This window comes from Novosphingobium sp. PhB165 (assembly GCF_004341845.1).
Classification (GTDB): domain Bacteria; phylum Pseudomonadota; class Alphaproteobacteria; order Sphingomonadales; family Sphingomonadaceae; genus Novosphingobium.
Genome location: NZ_SLVB01000011.1, coordinates 28,772 through 46,849, shown reverse-complemented (window position 1 = coordinate 46,849; position 18,078 = coordinate 28,772). Strand labels below are relative to the sequence as shown.

Sequence of the window (18,078 nt, the reverse complement as noted above, 5' to 3'; positions counted from 1 at the left end):
CGGATCACATCTTGCCTTCGAGGCTGGGCGCGACGTCCGCGCCCGGCGTCGACGCCGTGTAGGGCACCAGCGGATCCGCGCCGCGCAGCTTGGCGCCGATCATGGTCGGGAAGGTGCGGACGGCGGTGTTGTAGGTCTGAACCGCTGCGTTGTAGTCCCGCACGGCGATGCGGATGCGGTTTTCCTGCCCTTCGAGCTGGGTTTGCAACATCTGGTAATTCACGATCGACTTCAGCTCGGGATACTGCTCGACGCTGACCAGCAGGCGCGAAAGGCTCTGGCCGAGCTGGCCCTGCGCGGCCTGGAACTGCTGCATCTTGGCCGGATCATTGAGGTCATTGGCGCTGAGCTGGATCGAGGTCGCCTTGGCGCGCGCTTCCACCACGCCGGTCAGGATTTCCTTCTCCTGCGTTGCCGCGCCCTTGGCCACGGCGGCAAGGTTGGGCACGAGGTTGGCGCGTTCCTGATAGGCGGCCTGCACGTCGGCCCACTTGGCCTTGGCGGCTTCCTGCTTGGTCGGCACCGAGTTGAAGCCACAACCGGCCAGCCACAACGCGGCCGCAAGGGCAAGGCTGTTGCGTCCGGCACGAGCGGCGAGGGAAAGGCGCATAGGGTGTCCTCCAGGTCGATCGGGCCGAAACGGCCACGTCGCGTCCTTGGCATAGATAGCAGGGGTGGGGGCCGGTTCAAGGACCGTCCGGGGGGCAACCGTGCCCGCAACCGATTGTTACCAAAGGGCCAATGTGGCAACCTGCGGCTTATGCTGCGTGGCAGGCCTGCCCGACAACCATTTGAAAATTCGTAAGAACACCTGAAATCATAGGGGATCAGCGGAAGATGCTTCAGGAATTCAAGACGTTCATCGCGCGCGGTAACGCGCTTGATCTTGCCGTGGGTGTGATCATCGGCGCCGCTTTCGGCAAGATCGTTTCCTCGCTTACCGACGATGTCATCATGCCGTTCATCGGCCTCATCACCGGAGGTATCGATTTCAGCAACAAGTTCGTGGTGCTCGGCACGGTTCCGGCCACTTACCACGGCCCGATGACTTATGCCGCGCTCAAGACGGCGGGTGTCGCCATGCTGGGTTATGGCTCGTTCATCACGGCGGTGCTCAACTTCCTGATCCTGGCTTTCGTGATCTTTCTCCTCGTGCGTCAGGCCAACAAGCTGATGCCGGCGAAGGAAGCCGCGCCCGCCGGGCCGACCGAGGTCGAACTGCTCGCCGAGATCCGCGACTCCCTGAAGAAGGGGTGATCGGGGCAAACCCTTTGTGATCGCGAGAGAAGGGTGGGAGTGATTCCCGCCCTTTTCTTTTGCGCGGCGGACCCTATATGGGTCCCTGCCAGCTTGCTGGCTATGATGATAAACTGCGCCGTTCAATAGGCACAGCGGACCCGGGGGCGGTACCCGGCGGCTCCACCATCACCCGTCCAGCTTATGGCGGGACAACCCTGTTGTCGCAGGGGTGATGACGGGGCCGAACTAGGATCGACGTGTGTTGAAAAGCGGTGTTTTCTTCCGGGCTGAGTAACCCGTTCAAGGCTCAAAACTCACAAGTGCCAACGACAACGAAGCACTCGCTCTCGCCGCGTAATTCTAGGGCCTAACGGCCTGAAGTTACAAAGCTAAAGCGCGGTTGGACCCACCGGGCAACAGAAGGGATTCCAGGGGTCCGGGGTGTACCTTGCAACAGAAACACCCCACCTTCCTTCAGATCAGGCAGGCCTTCAGGTCGGACAGGCACGGATCGTCGTCAGGCGGCGTTGCGGTCCTGCCGTGCCGTGTGGCTTTTGGGCTTTGGAGTCGCCGATTCCAGCAAGGGCGCCAGCCTTTGCGCCTTCTCGTATTTGATTGCGTCCAGAATCTTGGCACCCGCCATGAACACCGCGCCGGTGCAGGCCAGGAACAGCAGTTTGCCACCGAAGCCGGGAAAGCGCGTGAGGTAGACGCTGCCGCGTTCCACCGCGCCCAGCGCGAGGGCGTAGATAATCATGTACGCTTCCCAGTGCGTCTTGATGACGAATAGGCGGGTAATCTTGCGCAGCATGTCCTTACCTTTGCGGACTTCGCCCCCACCTCCACTCACTAACTCTGAGCAACGTCCATGCCAGTCACGGGTTCCCGGCGGACTCGATGGTTGACGAACCGTTGCAATGTAAGCGTTTCCGACGCCAATGTAAGCCGGTCCGACGGACTACTCCCTTTGCGGCACAGTCTCGAACGGCCTGTTGCCATTGCGGCAGCGATCGGGCATAGAACCCGCGATTCCTCCCCGGGACAGACTTGAAAAACAGTGTCACGGACGCGCGCGCCCACAACCGGCCCGCGTGCATTGGATATGCGAGGAATGATGACTGACAGGATGGAACGTTCGGGCCTGCGGGTCGACACCGCACTGGCGCGCTTTGTCGAGGAGCAGGTCCTGCCCCCGATCGGGCTGGACGCCGCCACGTTCTGGAGCGGGTTTGCCGCGCTGGTGGGGCAACTCGCCCCGCGTAACCGTGCACTGCTGGCGAAGCGTGACGAACTCCAGTCGCTGATCGACGCCTGGCATATGAGCCGCCCGGGCAAGCCCATCGATCAGGGCGATTATCAGGCCTTCCTGCGTGAGATCGGCTATCTCGTTCCCGAGCCCGGTCAATTCGCCATCGGTACCACCGGCGTCGATCCCGAGATCGCCACGATGGCAGGGCCGCAGCTCGTCGTTCCCGTGCTCAATGCGCGGTTCCTGCTCAACGCCGCCAATGCCCGCTGGGGCAGTCTTTACGACGCCTTCTACGGCACCGACGCGCTCGACGCGGCGCCTGCACAGGGCAAGGGCTATGATCCGGTTCGCGGCGCGGCGGTGATCGCGGCAGGCCGCGCGTTTCTCGACAAGGCCCTGCCGCTAGCGGCGGGAAGCTGGTCCGATGTGGAGACGGCCGACGCGCCGCTCGCCGATCCCGCGCAATACCTGGGGGAGACGGCGAAGGGACGGCTCTATCGCTCGAACGGGTTGGCCATCGAGATCGTGGTCGACCGCTCGACCGAGGTCGGCGGTGCGGACAAGGCGGGCATCGCCGACATCGTTCTCGAATCCGCGCTCACCACAATCGTCGATCTGGAGGATTCGGTCGCGGCGGTCGATGCCGAGGACAAGCTGGCGGCCTATGCCAACTGGCTGGGTGTGATCCGGGGCGACCTTACCGAAACGTTCGAGAAGGGCGGCCGCACGCTGACCCGCGAACTGGCGGGTGACAAGCGCGTCACGCTGCCTTCGGGCGAAACGGTCGATCTGCCGGGCCGCAGCCTGCTGTTCGTGCGCAATGTTGGCCATCTCATGACCAATCCGGCGATCCTGCTGCCGGACGGTTCGGAAATCCCAGAAGGGATCATGGATGCCGTCCTTACCAGCGCGATTTCGGCGCAGGACGTGAAAGGCCTCACGCGGTTCGGCAACAGCCGCCAGGGCAGCATCTATATCGTCAAGCCGAAGATGCACGGGCCGGAGGAATGTGCCTTCACCAACGACCTGTTCGATGCGGTGGAGGATCTGCTGGGGCTGGATCGTCACACCATCAAAGTCGGCGTCATGGACGAGGAGCGGCGCACGTCCGCGAACCTTGCCGCCTGCATCCACGCGGTCCGGGATCGAATCGTCTTCATCAACACCGGCTTCCTCGACCGTACGGGTGACGAGATCCACACCTCGATGCGGGCCGGACCGATGATCCGTAAGAGCGCGATCAAGGGCTCGACCTGGATCGCCGCTTACGAGCGCCGCAACGTCGCCATCGGTCTTGCGCACGGGCTTTCGGGCGTGGCGCAGATCGGCAAGGGCATGTGGGCTGCGCCGGACATGATGAGCGACATGCTGGAGCAGAAGATCGGGCATCCCAGGACCGGCGCGAACACCGCATGGGTGCCGTCGCCCACGGCCGCCACGCTCCATGCCATGCACTATCACGAGGTCGACGTTTTCGGCCTGCGCGGAGAGATCGCGGAAGGCGAAATTCCGGGGCTAGACCTGCTGCTGCAAGTTCCGCTGGCCCAGGGTGCGAACTGGTCGGAAGACGAGATTCGCGAGGAACTCGACAACAATGCGCAGGGCCTGCTCGGCTATGTCGTGCGCTGGATCGATCAGGGCGTCGGCTGTTCCAAGGTCCCCGACATCAACGACGTGGGCCTGATGGAGGATCGGGCGACGCTGCGCATCTCCAGCCAGCACATGGCCAACTGGCTGCTGCACGGCGTTTGCAGTGAGGAACAGGTCATGGCGTCGCTGAAGCGCATGGCCGCCAAGGTCGATGCGCAGAATGCCGGCGATCCGCTCTACGAGCCGATGGCGGGTAACTGGGACACGTCCTTCGCCTTCCGCGCGGCCTGCGACCTCGTGTTCCGGGGCGTGAAGCAACCCAACGGCTATACCGAGCCGCTGCTTCATGCCTGGCGCCTGCGCAAGAAGGCCGCCATGGCCGGATCGCCTATGCTAGCGGAAGTCTGACACGGAGATTTATTTTATATCGTTTTCAATTCATTAACTTCCCTCTGCAAGATTGGTAGGTAGAGCAGTCTCATCGGAACGGCTGGGGGGCCTTATCCTATGAACGAACAGAGGGTTCTCGTTGCGGACCGGGCGCGTGCGATGGTTCAGGCACATCTGCGCCACGCGACAGCTACCGGAATGGTGGAGGATGAGGCGATAGTGGTCGGCGCCAGCGTGCGTGGGCTGTGCCTGCTGATGTCCCAACCTCCGGAGACGGGTGAAATCGTCGATGTACTGGTTGGCCGGCAAGTGCTGGCCGGCCAGGTGCGCTGGCGGCGGGGCAAGCGTTGCAGTGTTTCCTTGAGCGAGCCGATCTGCGTTATGGCGCTTCTCGAAGGGGGGGCGGTCCCGATCGTGCTCAGTGCGGAAGCGGCGGCCGCCTACGAGCACCGCCGCCCGCTCGCGGCGGCACTGGCGTCGGACGGTCCTTTGCCTGCGCGGCTGCTTCAGGCCTTCTTGATCCTTGGGGTTCTGGTGTGTTCCATTGTCGTGGTGGCGCGAGTTGTCACGCCGACTATGGAACCGCTCAACACCCTGCATATCGCCGCGACGGGCGAAAGCGACCTCGGCACCAAATAGTCGGGCCAGCGCTCAGCGTTTGGTCAGTTCGCGGGCGAGGCTCACAAATTCATCGACGGAAAGCGTTTCGGCGCGGCGTTGCGGGTCGATTCCCAGCCGTTCCAGCGCGTCCAGCGCGCCGGGCACGCCCTTGACGCTCTGGCGCAGCATCTTGCGGCGCTGGCCGAAGGCGGCCTCGGTCGTCCGTTCCAGAACGCGCATGGAGACGTCTTCGGGCGCCTCGCCCGGTTCGACATGGACGATGGCCGACATGACCTTTGGCGGCGGTGTGAAGGCGCTGCGGTGCACTTTCATCGCCAGCTTCGCCTTCGCGCGCCACTGCGCCAGCACGGCAAGGCGGCCATAGGCGGAAATGTTCGGCTCGGCGATGATGCGGCGGGCCACTTCCTCCTGGAACATCAGTGTCAGAGAGCGCCACTGCGGCGGCCATGTCTCGCCCGAGAGCCAGCCGGTGAAGAGCGCCGTGCCGACATTGTAGGGCAGGTTGGCGACGATGTGGTACGGCCCCTCGAACAGCGTGGCGGGGTCGATCTTCATCGCATCCCCTTCGATCACCTTGAGCTTGCCGGGGAATGCCGCTTCGACTTCGGCGAGCGCGGGCAGGCAGCGCCGGTCCATCTCGATCGCGGTAACTTGTGCCCCGGCGCGCAGCAATGCGCGGGTGAGGCCGCCGGGACCGGGGCCGATTTCCAGCACTTGCGCGCCGTCGAGATTGCCGGGAATCGCGGCGATGCGGTCGAGCAATTGTTCGTCGAACAGGAAGTTCTGGCCGAGCGCCTTGCTGGCCGAGAGCCCGTGCTTGGCGATGACTTCGCGCAAGGGGGGGAGAGTGGTCATGCCGGAATTCCTTCAGCGGCCCTGCGTGCCGCGCATTCGCCGGCCATCCGCAGCGCCGCGATCGTCGCGCCCGGGCTCGCCACGCCCTTTCCGGCGATGGCGAAGGCGGTGCCGTGATCGGGCGAGGTGCGGACGATCGGCAGGCCGAGCGTGACATTGACGCCGGCATCGAAGTCGAGCGTCTTGATCGGGATCAGGGCCTGATCGTGATACATGCAAAGCGCGACATCGAAGGCGTCGCGCTGGTGAGCGGCAAAGAGCGCATCGGCCGGGTGCGGGCCAGTGACGGCCAGTCCTTCGGCCGCGAGCGCTTCGATGGCGGGAATGATGGTGTCGATTTCCTCGCGGCCCATGCGGCCGTCTTCGCCGGCGTGGGGATTGAGCCCGGTGATGGCGATACGTGCGGGTGACAGGCCGAAATCGCGCGCCAGTGCCTGCGCGACGATCCGCGTCTTGCGCGCAATCAGGTCGCGGGTGAGCAGGGCGGGTACTTGAGTCAGCGCCACATGGACGGTTAGCGGTACGGTCCGCAGGTTCGGCCCCGCCAGCATCATCACGGCATCGTCATGGGCCACGCCGCAGGCATCGGCGCAGAATTCGGTCTGGCCGGGCTGGGTGAAGCCGACTTCCGCGAGTTTCGACTTGGCGATGGGGCCGGTAACGATCCCCCCCGCTTCACCTGAAACGGCGAGACGCACTGCCTGCGTGAGCGAATGGAGCGCGAGTTCCGCGCCTTCCCGTGAAGGCATTCCGAATGCGGGGGAGGCGTCTTCGTCGCCCAGAACGGGCAATCCGTGCGCGAAAGCGGTGATCGCTTCGGCCGGGCTGGCAATGCGGATCACCGGCAGCGCGATGCCCCGGCTGTGGGCGGCAGCGGCCAGCAGGCCGGCGCCGCCGACGGCGAAGAACGGCGCGAGGTTGGAACCTTCACGGCGCGTCCACGCCTCGGCGATCAGTTCCGGGGCGATCCCGGCAGGATCCCCCAGCGAAACGGCAAGCGGCGCCGCAGACATCGTTACGGTGCCGCTCATGAACGCATCAGTTGTATTCGATGATCGCGTCGCGCCTGAGATCGCGCAGGTACATCTGCGCGCGCTTGTTCACGCGATCGTCCTCGATCTGCGACTGGAGCTGTTCGAAGCTCGGGCCCGAATCGACCTGCGGGTCGTCGCGGCCGCAGAGCATCAGGATGCGCACGCCCTCGGTCAGCGAGCCGAACGGCGGCAGCGTTTCGCCGGGCGAAAGCTGAAGGATCGAGGTCTGGATCGCGGCGGGAAGGTCGCGCGCCTTGACCTGATCGTTGGCGACGACTTGCGCGCCGACGCCGGTGGCTACCTTGTCGACATCGCCGCAGCCCTTGGCGGTGCTGATGGCCTTGGCGAAAGCCTGCGCCTTGGTATTGGCTTCCGCTTCCGAAATGCCCTTCGGGAAGTTGAGCGAGATCTGCTTGAGCGCCAGAACCGCGTCGCGCGGATCGGCGGTGAGGACCTGACGCTTGTCGATCAGATAGATGATGTCGTAGCCGCCGGGCACCTGGATCGGGCCGACGAGCTGGCCGGGCTGCATGTCGTGCGCGGCATTGGCGAGTTCGGCAGGAAGCTGGGCAAGGCGGATCCAGCCAAGGTCGCCGCCGACCGCGGCAGTCGATGCCTGCGAATACTGGCGGGCATAGGCCACGAAGCTGCCGCCCTGCTTGAGCTGCTGCACGATCTGCATGGCATTCTGGTAGACCTGCTGCTGCGAATCGTCCGTCGAGGCGAGGTAGATTTCGCCGATGCGGTACTCGTCCGTGCCCTTGGCCGCCTTGAGACGCGTCAGCATCTCGTTCACTTCATCGTCCGAGACGTTGATGTACGGCTGGACGTTGCGCTGGAGCAGGTGCTGCCACGACAGTTCGCCGCGAATCTGGCGCTTCAGCGAATCGGTGGAGGAGCCGACGCGCTTGAGATAGGCGTCCATGGCCGCAGCGTTCTGTCCGAAGTTCTGCGAGGCGACGCGGGCGTAAGTCTGGTCGACATCGGCATCGGTCACCGCGACATCGGCCGCCTTGGCTTCCTGAATCTGGAGCGTTTCGTCGATCAGGTTGCGCAGCACCTGAAGGCGCAGGCGCTTTTTCTCGTCATCGTCGATCTTGCCCTGGTTCGCGGCCAGGATCAGCGCCAGGCGCTGGTCCACGTCCGTACCGGTGATGATGTCGCCGTTGACCACCGCGGTGGCGCGGCGGACGTTCGGGTTGTCGTTGCCGAAGATCTTGACGTCGTCGGGGATCACGATGTCGCCTTGCTCGGTCGTCTGCGTGGCGGCAGCCTGGGCATAAGCCGCGGTCGACACTGCGAGCGGGGACAGGGCGGACGCGATGGCGCCGCCCGCGATCGCGCAATTGCGCACCGCACGCTTGATGGACCTGCTACGTTGGATTGCTGTCACCGTTGATCTCTATCCCGTCTGCGACCAGTCATTTCCGGTCCCCGTTCGCAAGGTGACGGACACCTTGCGGACGTTTTCCGGCCTATGTCGGCCTGCGGCTTAACCGAAACTGAGTGCGTCCGATAGCGGCTTTGACATGACCTGCCAACGCCCCGGGCGTGCCCCAGTCAACTTGTGCCTGTTGGAGGGTTTTTCGCTCAGTGGACGCCGATGTTCTTGAGCGCGAAATGGAGTGCGAAGGAGTTGCCCTTGCGCGCGTCGCCGTTGGAGACGTAGTCGCGGCGCCAGGTCAGCGCGATTTCGAGGCAATCGTCCTCATAGGCAACGCCGAACCGCGTGCGCAGCGGCTGGAAGCCGTCCGAGCCGTAAATCGGATCCTCGCTGTGGTTGGTGAGATTGACCACCGCCGAACCAAACATCGACCAGTAGTTCGCGAAGGCGACGCGGCCGGCGGCGCGCACTTCCTCGCGGTTCTGGAGATCCTCGATATTCTCGGTAACGTCGCGGTTGAGCTTGGTATAGCCGAGTTCGAAATAGGTCTGGTTGCTGCCCAGCTCCAGATCGACTTCGTTGCGGCGCACGGCCAGATTGTCCTTGTCCAGCCGGAAGCGGTGGATCAGGCTGACGAAGTTGCGATAACGGATTTCGGTACGGCCGACGATGTCCGAAGTCTTGTCGGAAAGGCCGGTGCCGTCAGGCAGAATCGACTGATCGTTGCTAAGCCGCACCGACTGGCCGAGCGTGCTCTTGATGCGCCAGCGCGGCCGCTCGAACATCCAGTCGAAGCCGTACGTGACGCGCACGCCGTCCTCGAAACGGTCGTAGCCGGGGAAGCGGTTGAGCGAGAAGAGGTTGGTGTCCTCCAGCTCGATCGCGCGTGAATCCTCGTTGGGAATCTCCAGATTCTTGATCGACGGCGTCGCCACCAGCTGGACGCGCGGCGTCAGGACCTGGGTGCCGCCGAAGACCTGTCCCACCAGCGGCCACTTCACGTCGACTGCTGCTAGGGCGATCGCGCGGCTCTGCCAGCCGGGCATGCCCTGATAGGCTACCGTCGTGGTCGTGTCATTCTCGTCCGAGTGGTAGACATCCCCGCGCACAAGGCCGGTGAACACCACTTCCTGACCCATTCCGGTGACCTTGCGCAGCGACCACTGGGCGCTGGCGAACGCACGCTGAGTATCCTGCCCGTCGACGCGGGTGATACCCATGGTGTTCACCTGTGTCTCGATCTTGCCGCCCAGCAGCGATTCGTCGAAGCGGCGGCGATAGTCGATCACCGGGATCGCCACGGGCATCAGCCCCTGATCCTGGCCCGAGCGCATGGTCTGCGTGGCGTAGCCTGCGAACGAGAAGTAGCTGTCTTCGTCGATATGCTCGACCTCGACGCTCGAACGCAGCCGGTCGTCGCGGCTGATGTCGTAGCGACGCAGGAACGTGCGGTCGGTGGCGCGGCGGATCGAGGCGGTCACGCTCCAGCCCTCGTCGAGCTGGAACCTGCCGTTGGCGAAGATGTAGCCGCGGAACGAACGCTCACGGTTGGGATCGGGATTTGTATCGTCGATCGGGATCTTGTTGCTCGACGTGGCATAGCCGGTGATCTGGTACGCGCCCTTATCCGTGAGAGCGCGGTACTCAAACGAAGCCATCGGCGCGGCTTCGGTATAGACGTGCAGCGTGCCGGTCAGATCGCGGTTCGGAGCGATCTTCCAGTAATAGGGCTGCGCCACTTCGATGCCGTTCGACGGGCTGGACCGGAAATCGGGAACCAGGAAGCCGGACACCGCGCCGCCATTGGTGCTGACCGACATGCCGAACAGCGGGATCTGGACTTTGCCGAACAGCTCAAGCCGGGCATCCGAGAAGCGCACGAGGTTCTTATCCTCGCTGTAAATCACGGACTTGGCGAGCACGCGCCAGGTGGGGCTCTTGGGGCAGCCCGAATCGTCGGACACGGCGCAACCGCTATAGGCGGCGTGCTGGAGCACGACATCGCCATTGGCGAGGCGCTCGCCCTTGTTCGCTGCCAGGCGCGCGCCTTCGCGCAGCACCAGCAGCAGATTTTCCATCGCCCCGGTCTTCAGCTCGTCGGTAAGCTCGACATGGTCGGAATAGACCTGGTTGCCGTTCTGGTCGACGACGCGCACGTTGCCGGTGCCGACGATCTGGCCGGTCGTCCGGTTCCATGTGACGGTATCGGCGCGAACCGATTGCTTGTCCTTGCGCAGGACGACGTTGCCCTTGGCGGTAACCGTTTCGCCGTGTTCGTCGTATTCAACGGTATCGGCCTCGAAGGCGACCGGCACCAGGTCCGCAGTTGCGGGCGGAGGCGCGGGCGGAGCACCTTGAATCGGCCCGGTATCCACCTGCCGCGACAGATCCTGTGCAAACGCAGTGCAAGGCAATGAAAGAGATACAAATCCGGCAGCCAGCAGCGGCAACGGAAGGTGGTGCAGGCGCAGCTTGCGGGCATGCAGCAGGGTCGGGGCGGCCGGGAGCATGGCTTGCCTATCGCACCGCCTGTGCCTAACTGCAATCCGCTGTTGTGGCGAAGCGCACAAGTCCGTCGCTCGCCCACAAGAATTCAGGAGATCCCATGAATATCCAGTTCCTTGACGCAGCTGCCGCCTCCGCGGCGCGTCTCGTTGCCCGCTTCGTGAATCAGGACGCGATTCCCGCCGACCTTGAGCCGGTGCTGGTCGAGGGTGCCAAGGCATCGCGTTTCACCGCGAAGGCAGGGCAGGTGTTCGAGGGCTTTGTCGAGCGTAACGGCAAAGTCGTGCGCGTCGCGCTGGCCGGGATCGGGTCCGCTGACGGCAAGGACCGCAAGGGCGCCATCGAGCGCGCTGGTGCGGCCGTCGTCGCCAAGTACCTCACTTCGGGCGAGACGGCGGTGACGCTGGACCTCACCGGCGCGGGCCTCTCGGCCGACGAAGCGGCCGGCGCGCTGCTGGGCGCGGTGCTGCGCGCATGGCGCCTCGACACGTATCGCACCAAGCTGGCCGAAGACGCCAAGCCGAGCCTCGTGGACATCGCCGTGGTCGGCGCGCCCGAAGGCACCGAGGCGGTCTGGGCCGTGGAGCAGGCGATTGTAGAGGGCGTGTCCTTCACCCGCGAACTGGTCACCGAACCGGCGAACGCGATCTACCCGGAAACTTTCGTCGCCCGCTGCGAGGCGAAGATGGCGGGCAGCGGCCTGAAGGTCCGCGTGCTCGACGAGAAGGAAATGGCCGATCTCGGCATGGGCTCGCTGCTCGGCGTGGCACAAGGTTCGGTGCGCCCGGCGCGCCTGCTCGTGCTCGAATGGCTCGGCGGCAACGCGGGCGAGGCGCCCGTGGCGTTCGTCGGCAAGGGCGTGACCTTCGACACCGGCGGCATCTCGATCAAGCCCGCAGCCGGCATGGAAGACATGAAGTGGGACATGGGCGGCGCCGGTGCGGTGGCCGGTACCATGCTCGCGCTTGCGCTGCGCAAGGCCAAGGCCAACGTGGTCGGCGTCTGCGGCCTTGTGGAAAACATGCCCGACGGCAATGCCCAGCGCCCCGGTGACGTCGTCACCTCGCTCTCGGGCCAGACCATCGAGGTCATCAATACCGACGCCGAGGGCCGTCTGGTCCTGTGCGACGCGTTGACCTGGGTGCAGCGCGAGTACAAGCCCGCCAAGATCGTCGACCTCGCCACGCTGACCGGCGCGATCATCCTCAGCCTCGCGCACGAATATGCCGGTCTGTTCTCGAACAACGACGAGCTGGCTGGCCAGCTCAACGCTGCCGGCGACGCCTCGGGCGACCGCCTGTGGCGCATGCCGATGGGCCCGAACTACGACAAGATGATCGACAGCCCGATTGCCGACATCAAGAACGTCGGCCCGCGCTTCGGCGGTTCGATCACGGCGGCGCAGTTCCTGCTGCGCTTCATCGAGAACGACACCCCCTGGGCGCACCTTGACATTGCCGGTACCGTGTGGACCGACAAGCCGGGCGCGACTTGGGACAAGGGGGCCTCGGGCTTCGGCGTGCGCCTGCTCGACCGCTTCGTGCGCGACAATCTTGAAGCGTAAGTAAAAGGCTCGGGTCGCGACATGCGCGTGGATTTCTATCAGCTCAGTCGCGACCCTGCCGAAAGCGCGCTTGCGCTGATTGCCGGAAAGGTCGCGGGGAATGGCGAGCGGCTGCTCGTCGTCTCCGCCGACCTCGGCCAGCGCCAGCGCATCTGCCAGGCACTGTGGTCGACCGGATCGGAGAGCTTCCTCGCCAACGGCTTCGCGGGCGAGGGGGGCGAGGACCGCCAGCCGATCCTGATTTCCGAAGTGCCGGAGCCTGCCAACGGCGCAAAGTTCATGGCGATTGCCGATGGGCAATGGCGCGAAGGCGATACTCCGTTCGAACGCATGTTCTTCCTGTTCGACCAGTCCACGCTCCAGCATGCGCGCGATACCTGGCGTATGTTGCGGGGCCGTGAGGGCGTGGAACACTATTACTGGAAGCAGGACGGCGGGAGATGGGTTCAGGCTGGATGATTCTCCCCTCCTAGGGTTCATCATTACGCAGCCTAATTCTTGCGATCCGGGCCGTTCCCGGCTAGGGGCCCGCCAACAATTCAAAACCCCTACCTCGCAAGGAACCTACCATGGCGGTTACCCGCACCTTCTCGATCATCAAGCCCGACGCGACCCGCCGCAACCTGACCGGCGGCGTGACCAAGATGCTTGAGGAAGCCGGCCTGCGCGTCGTCGCCTCGAAGCGCATCCAGATGACCCAGGAACAGGCCGAGGGCTTCTACGCCGTCCACAAGGAACGCCCCTTCTTCAACGACCTCGTTTCGTTCATGGTCTCGGGCCCGGTGGTCGTGCAGGTTCTCGAAGGCGAAGACGCCGTGAAGGCCAACCGCGACGTGATGGGCGCCACCAACCCGGCTGATGCCGCCGAAGGCACCATCCGCAAGGTTTACGCCGAATCGATCGAAGCCAACTCGGTTCACGGTTCGGACTCGGAAGAGAACGCGGCGATCGAAATCGCCTACTTCTTCAAGCCCGAAGAAATCGTCGGCTGAAGCATCCGCTTCTCCGAATGAATGAAAAGGCCGCCCGTTTGGGCGGCCTTTTTGTTTTGGGGCGATATGGCTTCGACGGGCGGGCCCGTTGTCCGGGCCGCGCAAAACAATCTTGCGCGCGAAGAGGTAAAACCTGATCGAAGACTGCGCTTTTCGGTTTTGCGGCTGCGGGTTCTGGGTTACTTTGCCCGGAATAGGAGAGCGATAAATGCAAGGCATGGGTGAGACGGGCGAAGCCTGCCCCTTTGAATTCAATTTCGACGCGGCGAGCTTCAAGGTCGGCGATACGGTGAGCTACCGCGTCAACGGCAGCCTTGAGGGGTTCCCGTTCGTGGGCACGCTGGTCGCGGTGCATGATGATCACGTCATGATCGCCGGGGACCCGCGCGAACCTGACAAGCTCTATCGCGGTACGCGCGAAAGCCGGCCGCAGGTGGATTACTCGCAAATCTGAATTTCCCGCCTTGCGCTTTGATCCCGCGCAAGGCGCGGGAAGGGCGAGGGGCTAAAATCGAAGCTCTATCGAGCGTTGAGGAGAGCCGATGACCTACAAGCCCCACGAACTCGTCGAGGAATTCCCGGAGGATATTGCGGTCCTCCACCACCTCAAGGCCACGCGCGGGCACTTCGCCGCGCTCGCGGATCGCTACGGCGAGGTCAACGGCGCCATCAACCGCATCGAGGAGCAACTCGATGTGGCTTCCGACACGCGGCTGGAAGATCTCAAGAAAGAGCGGTTGACCCTGCTCGACCAGATCGGCCGCATGATCCGCGATGCGCGAGCGGTTGGGGCCTGAGGCGGTAAGTCAGGGCAATCCGTCGGGCGCAGATTCGTTGACATAAAACCCCGTAACCCCCGCGAAGGGGGCGCTTCCATTTCGCTATGCGGCCAGAAAAGCGGGGTCCCCGCCTGCGCGGGGACGACGAGGTTTGGGGTGCATAGAACGCGGCTCGATATTGATGAGGAGATGGTAAGTGCCCCGTCTCCGATCCTCAGGGCTGACCAATCGGATGCTCCACGACGCGTGGAGGCATTGAGAGCCGACAACTAATCGGCGGGGCACAGGTCCCGAGGTTCCTCACTTCGTCGCCCCCGCGAAGGCGGGGGCCCCGCTGCCTTTTCGCTACGCTGCCAGAAAAGCGGAGTCCCGGCCTTCGCGAGGACGACGTGGATTGGGATACAGGAATCAGGAACCAGCATTGAGGTGGAGGCCAGGACGCCGCCAATTCCCTCAAAACTGATCGGCCACATCCAGCAGCGTAGTCAGCTTTTTCGGCGCCACGGCGCGCCATGAGCGGGACAGCCAGTCGGCAATCGCATCCCAGTCATTGTCGCCAAGGTCGAGGCGGATGCCGACCCAGCCGTCGCCGAAGTAGGCGGGGCGATAATAACGCGCCTCGTCCTGTTCGATCAGCATGGCCTGCTCGTCCGGCCCGCTGATCTTGACGAGCAGTGCGGTGCGGCCGTCGCCGTGATGGTCGGCGGTGAAGTACGCGAACTTTTTGCCTTTGACGATGCCGAAGCAGGGCATGCCGTGGCTGGCGATCTCGTCGGTCTCCGGCAGGGCCATGGCCCGTTCGCGAACCCGGGCAAGCAGCCATTCGGGACTCGTTTCGCGCGTGACCAGTTCGGCGAGGCAGCGCGAGTAGAGCTGATGCTCGGCGATCAGCACGCGTGCGGCAAGGCTCTCCGCCGTGTCGCCGGGCACGATGGCAACCGGGATCTGGCCGAGAATCGGGCCTTCGTCGAGTTCGGGAATGACGAGATGGACTGTCGCCCCGCCATGGCTGTCACCCGCCTCGATGGCGCGCTGATGGGTGTGAAGGCCGGTGTACTTGGGCAGCAACGAGGGGTGGATATTGACCATCCGGCCATCCCAGCCCGCGACGAATTCGTCGGTGAGGATGCGCATGTAGCCCGCGAGCGCAACCCATTGCGCACCCGACTGGCGAATCGCCGCATCCATCGCCGCGTCATGCTCGGCGCGCGAGAGGCCCTTGTGGCTGAGCGCGAACGTTGCCACGCCCTCGGCTTCGGCAAGGGCAAGGCCCCCGGCCTCGGGCTTGTTGCTGGCGACGAGGACGATCTCGTAAGAACAGTCCTCGCGCCGGCTGGCGTAGAGCAGTGCCGCCATGTTGGTGCCGCTGCCCGAAAGAAGGACGGCGACTTTTGCCTTCTCAGGCAAGATGGACGGCCTCCCAGTCCTCACGGGCGGACCATTCCTCGGCCTTGCCCTGCACGGTGCATCCCTTGTCGCCCGCTTCGATGGCGCCGATCACGAAGACCGTCTCACCGGCCGCTTCCAGCTCGGTCTTGAGCGCGGCGGCCTCGTCGGCCGAGACCGCGAGCACCATGCCGATGCCGCAGTTGAAGGTGCGGGCCATCTCGCCGGGCTCGATGTTGCCCTGCGCTTGCAGGAACGCCATCAGGCGCGGCTGCGGCCAGGCGCCGACGTCGATGCGGGCATGCAGGCCTTCGGGCAGCACGCGCGGGATGTTTTCCAGTAGACCGCCGCCGGTGATGTGGGCCAGCGCATGGATGCGGCCCGAGCGGATGAAGGGCAGCAGGCTCTTCACGTAGATGCGCGTGGGCGCGATCAGGGCGTCGATCAGCAGCGTGTCCGAATCGAACAGGGCCGGGCGGTCGAGCTTCCAGCCCTTGTCCTCGGCAAGACGGCGAACCAGCGAGTAGCCGTTCGAATGCACGCCAGAGGAGGCAAGGCCCAGCAACACGTCGCCGGCGGCAACCTTGTCGCCGGTAAGCTGTTCGCCGCGCTCGACGGCGCCGACGCAGAAGCCGGCAAGGTCATAGTCGCCGGCGGCATACATGCCCGGCATTTCGGCGGTTTCGCCGCCGATCAGGGCGCAGCCCGACATCTTGCAGCCTTCGGCAATGCCGGCGACAACACGTTCGGCAACGCCGTTTTCAAGCTTTCCGGTGGCGAAATAATCGAGGAAGAACAGGGGCTCCGCACCCTGCACGATAAGGTCGTTCACGCACATGGCGACAAGATCGATGCCGATGTGGTCATGGCGATCGTGGTCGATGGCGAGCTTGACCTTGGTACCCACGCCGTCGTTGGCGGCGACCAGCAGCGGATCCTTGTAGCCCGCAGCACGCGGGTCGAAGAATCCGCCAAAGCCTCCCAGCTCGGCGTCGGCGCCGGGGCGCGCAGTGGATTTCGCGAGCGGGCCGATGGCTTTCACCAGCGCGTTTCCGGCGGCGATCGAGACGCCGGCCTGCTCGTAGGAGTAGCTCTTCGTGGAGTTATCGTCGGACATTGCGCGCCCCTATCGCTTTCCGGCTTGGATTTCCATTCCCGTTTAGGCAAAAGGCCCATCGGTTTCGACGATGGCGATGACGTTCCCCCAGAAATTCCGGCAATTGGCCGGCCGTGACACGGGTCGGCGCTGGACTGCGGCACGCGCAGCCGTGCTTCTTGGCAGTGCGTCCGCGCTGGGCGTGGTCGGATTCGGTGCCTGGCGAATCGCCGCGCAAGTCGAAGGCGACCGCGGTATTGCGCCGCTCGCCAACTCCGAAGACATTCAGGTCAACGGCATTCATGTCGATGTGACGGCCAAGACGGGCGCGGAAGCGCGACTCGAAGGCTGGAAGCAGGCCGAGAAGGAAGCCTGGAAGAAACTGGGCGGGCCGGACATGCCGGTCGAATCGATCGATGCCATGGTTTCCTCGGTGGTGATCGGGCAGGAACAGGTCGGCCCGCGCCGCTATATCGCCACGCTGGGCGTGATCTTCGACAAGGGCAAGGCCGGCCAGTTCGTGGGCGGCGGCGGGGCCATGGTGCGTTCGGCGCCGCTGCTCCTCCTGCCGGTGCTGAATTCGGGCGGCGTGCAGCAGGTCTTCGAAGTGCGCGGGCCCTGGCAAAAGGCCTGGGCCGAGTTCCAGGCCTCGCAAAGCGCCATCGATTATGTCCGCCCGGTGGGCGCAGGCGGCGATTCGCTGATTCTCACCGCCGGTCAGGCCACGCGTCGCAGCCGTCTGTGGTGGCGCGGTCTGCTTGACCAGTTCGGCGCGACCGACGTGCTGATCCCGATCGCGCGGCTTGAACGGCAATGGCCCGGCGGCCCGATCCACGGCACGTTCACCGCGCGCTATGGCCCGGACAACACGTTCCTCGACAGTTTCGAGCTGGACGCTGCCAGCGATCAGGAACTGCCCGGCATGATGGCCAAAGCCGTCGAGCGGACTGACGAGATCTATCGCAACGCGTTGGCGAGCGGGCAGCTCAGCCCCGATCCGACGCTGACGATGAGCCAGGTCGCGCTCGACCGGGCGTTTGCCGAATTGCGCCAGAAGCTGATGCCGCAAGGCGGCGTACTGCCGCAAAGTGACGTTGTGCCGGTAATTCCGGCCGCGCCCGTGGGTCCGGTGGCTCCCGTCGCAGCGCCGGTCACGGTAGAAACCGTGTCTGTCCAGTTCGCCAGCCCCGATGCCGCCGCGGTCGATGCCGCGCTGGCTGCCGTGCGCGGCGTGCCGGGCGTGAAGGGGGCGGCGACGGTCAGCCTTGCCATTGGCGGCATTTCGGTGCTGCGTGTCAGCGTCGAGGGCGGCGCCGACAAACTGGCCGCCGCGCTGCGCGCGCAGGGCTGGAAAGTCTCGGCAGGAGGCGGCGCGCTGAGAATCAGCCGCTAGA

General features: G+C 64.6%; 17 protein-coding genes and 1 other RNA gene. 10 read left to right on the top strand and 8 right to left on the bottom strand.

What is annotated here, in order from left to right:
* Positions 1 to 4 precede the first annotated feature (4 nt).
* Positions 5 to 610 (bottom strand): LemA family protein, encoded by a 606-nt coding sequence (locus EDF56_RS22475; RefSeq protein ID WP_132391801.1) that lies wholly within the window; start codon positions 608 to 610, stop codon positions 5 to 7.
* Between the two features lie 227 nt (positions 611 to 837).
* Between EDF56_RS22475 and mscL the strand changes: the two genes are divergently transcribed.
* The gene (mscL, locus tag EDF56_RS22470) at positions 838 to 1,257 is read left to right on the top strand and encodes a large conductance mechanosensitive channel protein MscL (RefSeq protein ID WP_132391799.1); all 420 of its coding nucleotides are present in this window, start codon (positions 838 to 840) and stop codon (positions 1,255 to 1,257) included.
* A gap of 48 nt (positions 1,258 to 1,305) precedes the next feature.
* Positions 1,306 to 1,708, top strand: a transfer-messenger RNA (tmRNA) gene (gene ssrA, locus EDF56_RS22465).
* A 48-nt stretch (positions 1,709 to 1,756) separates the two neighbouring features.
* On the opposite strand, the gene EDF56_RS22460 is transcribed toward ssrA, so the two are convergent.
* A complete protein-coding gene (locus tag EDF56_RS22460) occupies positions 1,757 to 2,050 on the bottom strand; it encodes a hypothetical protein (RefSeq protein ID WP_243652786.1) in 294 nt (97 codons plus the stop codon).
* Between the two features lie 303 nt (positions 2,051 to 2,353).
* Here EDF56_RS22460 and EDF56_RS22455 point away from each other — a divergent pair, with 303 nt between their 5' ends.
* Both EDF56_RS22455 and EDF56_RS22450 read left to right on the top strand, forming a co-directional pair.
* On the top strand, positions 2,354 to 4,486 hold the full coding sequence (locus tag EDF56_RS22455) for a malate synthase G (RefSeq protein WP_132391952.1): 2,133 nt from the start codon (positions 2,354 to 2,356) through the stop codon (positions 4,484 to 4,486).
* A gap of 99 nt (positions 4,487 to 4,585) precedes the next feature.
* Positions 4,586 to 5,107: a hypothetical protein gene (locus EDF56_RS22450; RefSeq protein WP_132391797.1), complete on the top strand. Its 522-nt coding sequence runs from the start codon at positions 4,586 to 4,588 to the stop codon at positions 5,105 to 5,107.
* A 12-nt stretch (positions 5,108 to 5,119) separates the two neighbouring features.
* On the opposite strand, the gene rsmA is transcribed toward EDF56_RS22450, so the two are convergent.
* The 4 genes from rsmA to lptD form a co-directional block, all read right to left on the bottom strand.
* Positions 5,120 to 5,944 (bottom strand): 16S rRNA (adenine(1518)-N(6)/adenine(1519)-N(6))-dimethyltransferase RsmA, encoded by an 825-nt coding sequence (gene rsmA / locus EDF56_RS22445; protein WP_132391795.1) that lies wholly within the window; start codon positions 5,942 to 5,944, stop codon positions 5,120 to 5,122.
* Positions 5,941 to 6,975: a 4-hydroxythreonine-4-phosphate dehydrogenase PdxA gene (pdxA, locus tag EDF56_RS22440; RefSeq protein ID WP_243652785.1), complete on the bottom strand. Its 1,035-nt coding sequence runs from the start codon at positions 6,973 to 6,975 to the stop codon at positions 5,941 to 5,943. Before pdxA ends, rsmA begins: the two co-directional genes overlap by 4 nt.
* A gap of 7 nt (positions 6,976 to 6,982) precedes the next feature.
* Entirely contained in the window at positions 6,983 to 8,371 is a 1,389-nt protein-coding gene (locus EDF56_RS22435) for a peptidylprolyl isomerase (RefSeq protein WP_132391793.1), read from the bottom strand.
* Between the two features lie 197 nt (positions 8,372 to 8,568).
* On the bottom strand, positions 8,569 to 10,872 hold the full coding sequence (gene lptD, locus EDF56_RS22430) for an LPS assembly protein LptD (protein WP_132391791.1): 2,304 nt from the start codon (positions 10,870 to 10,872) through the stop codon (positions 8,569 to 8,571).
* 95 nt (positions 10,873 to 10,967) lie between these two features.
* On the opposite strand from lptD, the gene EDF56_RS22425 reads away from it, so the two are divergent.
* The 5 genes from EDF56_RS22425 to EDF56_RS22405 all read left to right on the top strand — a co-directional run bounded on the left by EDF56_RS22425 (position 10,968) and on the right by EDF56_RS22405 (position 14,220).
* Complete coding sequence (locus tag EDF56_RS22425) at positions 10,968 to 12,431, top strand: leucyl aminopeptidase (protein ID WP_132391789.1); 1,464 nt, start codon at positions 10,968 to 10,970, stop codon at positions 12,429 to 12,431.
* 21 nt (positions 12,432 to 12,452) lie between these two features.
* Positions 12,453 to 12,890, top strand: a complete 438-nt coding sequence (locus EDF56_RS22420) for a DNA polymerase III subunit chi (RefSeq protein ID WP_132391787.1) — start codon at positions 12,453 to 12,455, stop codon at positions 12,888 to 12,890.
* 110 nt (positions 12,891 to 13,000) lie between these two features.
* Positions 13,001 to 13,423, top strand: a complete 423-nt coding sequence (gene ndk / locus EDF56_RS22415; RefSeq protein WP_132391785.1) for a nucleoside-diphosphate kinase — start codon at positions 13,001 to 13,003, stop codon at positions 13,421 to 13,423.
* A gap of 208 nt (positions 13,424 to 13,631) precedes the next feature.
* Positions 13,632 to 13,877, top strand: coding sequence for a hypothetical protein (locus EDF56_RS22410; RefSeq protein ID WP_132391783.1), 246 nt, complete (start codon positions 13,632 to 13,634; stop codon positions 13,875 to 13,877).
* Between the two features lie 88 nt (positions 13,878 to 13,965).
* The gene (locus tag EDF56_RS22405; RefSeq protein ID WP_132391781.1) at positions 13,966 to 14,220 is read left to right on the top strand and encodes a DUF465 domain-containing protein; all 255 of its coding nucleotides are present in this window, start codon (positions 13,966 to 13,968) and stop codon (positions 14,218 to 14,220) included.
* Positions 14,221 to 14,655: 435 nt separating this feature from the next.
* On the opposite strand, the gene purN is transcribed toward EDF56_RS22405, so the two are convergent.
* Positions 14,656 to 15,609 carry a phosphoribosylglycinamide formyltransferase gene (purN, locus tag EDF56_RS22400; protein ID WP_132391779.1) on the bottom strand — a complete coding sequence of 318 codons (954 nt, stop codon included), beginning with the start codon at positions 15,607 to 15,609 and terminating at the stop codon, positions 14,656 to 14,658.
* Positions 15,602 to 16,705 carry a phosphoribosylformylglycinamidine cyclo-ligase gene (gene purM / locus EDF56_RS22395; RefSeq protein WP_132391777.1) on the bottom strand — a complete coding sequence of 368 codons (1,104 nt, stop codon included), beginning with the start codon at positions 16,703 to 16,705 and terminating at the stop codon, positions 15,602 to 15,604. Before purM ends, purN begins: the two co-directional genes overlap by 8 nt.
* Before the next feature lie 70 nt (positions 16,706 to 16,775).
* Here purM and EDF56_RS22390 point away from each other — a divergent pair, with 70 nt between their 5' ends.
* Positions 16,776 to 18,077 (top strand): heavy-metal-associated domain-containing protein, encoded by a 1,302-nt coding sequence (locus EDF56_RS22390; protein WP_132391775.1) that lies wholly within the window; start codon positions 16,776 to 16,778, stop codon positions 18,075 to 18,077.
* Position 18,078: the final 1 nt, after the last annotated feature.

Excerpts from the sequence above, each read along its gene's own strand:
- lptD (WP_132391791.1), bottom strand. The coding sequence starts at position 10,872 with ATGCTCCCGGCCGCCCCGACCCTGCTGCATGCCCGCAAGCTGCGCCTG.
- EDF56_RS22460 (WP_243652786.1), bottom strand. The coding sequence starts at position 2,050 with ATGCTGCGCAAGATTACCCGCCTATTCGTCATCAAGACGCACTGGGAA.
- rsmA (WP_132391795.1), bottom strand. The coding sequence starts at position 5,944 with ATGACCACTCTCCCCCCCTTGCGCGAAGTCATCGCCAAGCACGGGCTC.
- EDF56_RS22475 (WP_132391801.1), bottom strand. The coding sequence starts at position 610 with ATGCGCCTTTCCCTCGCCGCTCGTGCCGGACGCAACAGCCTTGCCCTT.
- pdxA (WP_243652785.1), bottom strand. The coding sequence starts at position 6,975 with ATGAGCGGCACCGTAACGATGTCTGCGGCGCCGCTTGCCGTTTCGCTG.
- EDF56_RS22420 (WP_132391787.1), top strand. The coding sequence starts at position 12,453 with ATGCGCGTGGATTTCTATCAGCTCAGTCGCGACCCTGCCGAAAGCGCG.
- purM (WP_132391777.1), bottom strand. The coding sequence starts at position 16,705 with ATGTCCGACGATAACTCCACGAAGAGCTACTCCTACGAGCAGGCCGGC.
- EDF56_RS22425 (WP_132391789.1), top strand. The coding sequence starts at position 10,968 with ATGAATATCCAGTTCCTTGACGCAGCTGCCGCCTCCGCGGCGCGTCTC.
- EDF56_RS22390 (WP_132391775.1), top strand. The coding sequence starts at position 16,776 with ATGGCGATGACGTTCCCCCAGAAATTCCGGCAATTGGCCGGCCGTGAC.
- mscL (WP_132391799.1), top strand. The coding sequence starts at position 838 with ATGCTTCAGGAATTCAAGACGTTCATCGCGCGCGGTAACGCGCTTGAT.
- ndk (WP_132391785.1), top strand. The coding sequence starts at position 13,001 with ATGGCGGTTACCCGCACCTTCTCGATCATCAAGCCCGACGCGACCCGC.
- EDF56_RS22410 (WP_132391783.1), top strand. The coding sequence starts at position 13,632 with ATGCAAGGCATGGGTGAGACGGGCGAAGCCTGCCCCTTTGAATTCAAT.
- EDF56_RS22450 (WP_132391797.1), top strand. The coding sequence starts at position 4,586 with ATGAACGAACAGAGGGTTCTCGTTGCGGACCGGGCGCGTGCGATGGTT.
- EDF56_RS22455 (WP_132391952.1), top strand. The coding sequence starts at position 2,354 with ATGACTGACAGGATGGAACGTTCGGGCCTGCGGGTCGACACCGCACTG.
- EDF56_RS22405 (WP_132391781.1), top strand. The coding sequence starts at position 13,966 with ATGACCTACAAGCCCCACGAACTCGTCGAGGAATTCCCGGAGGATATT.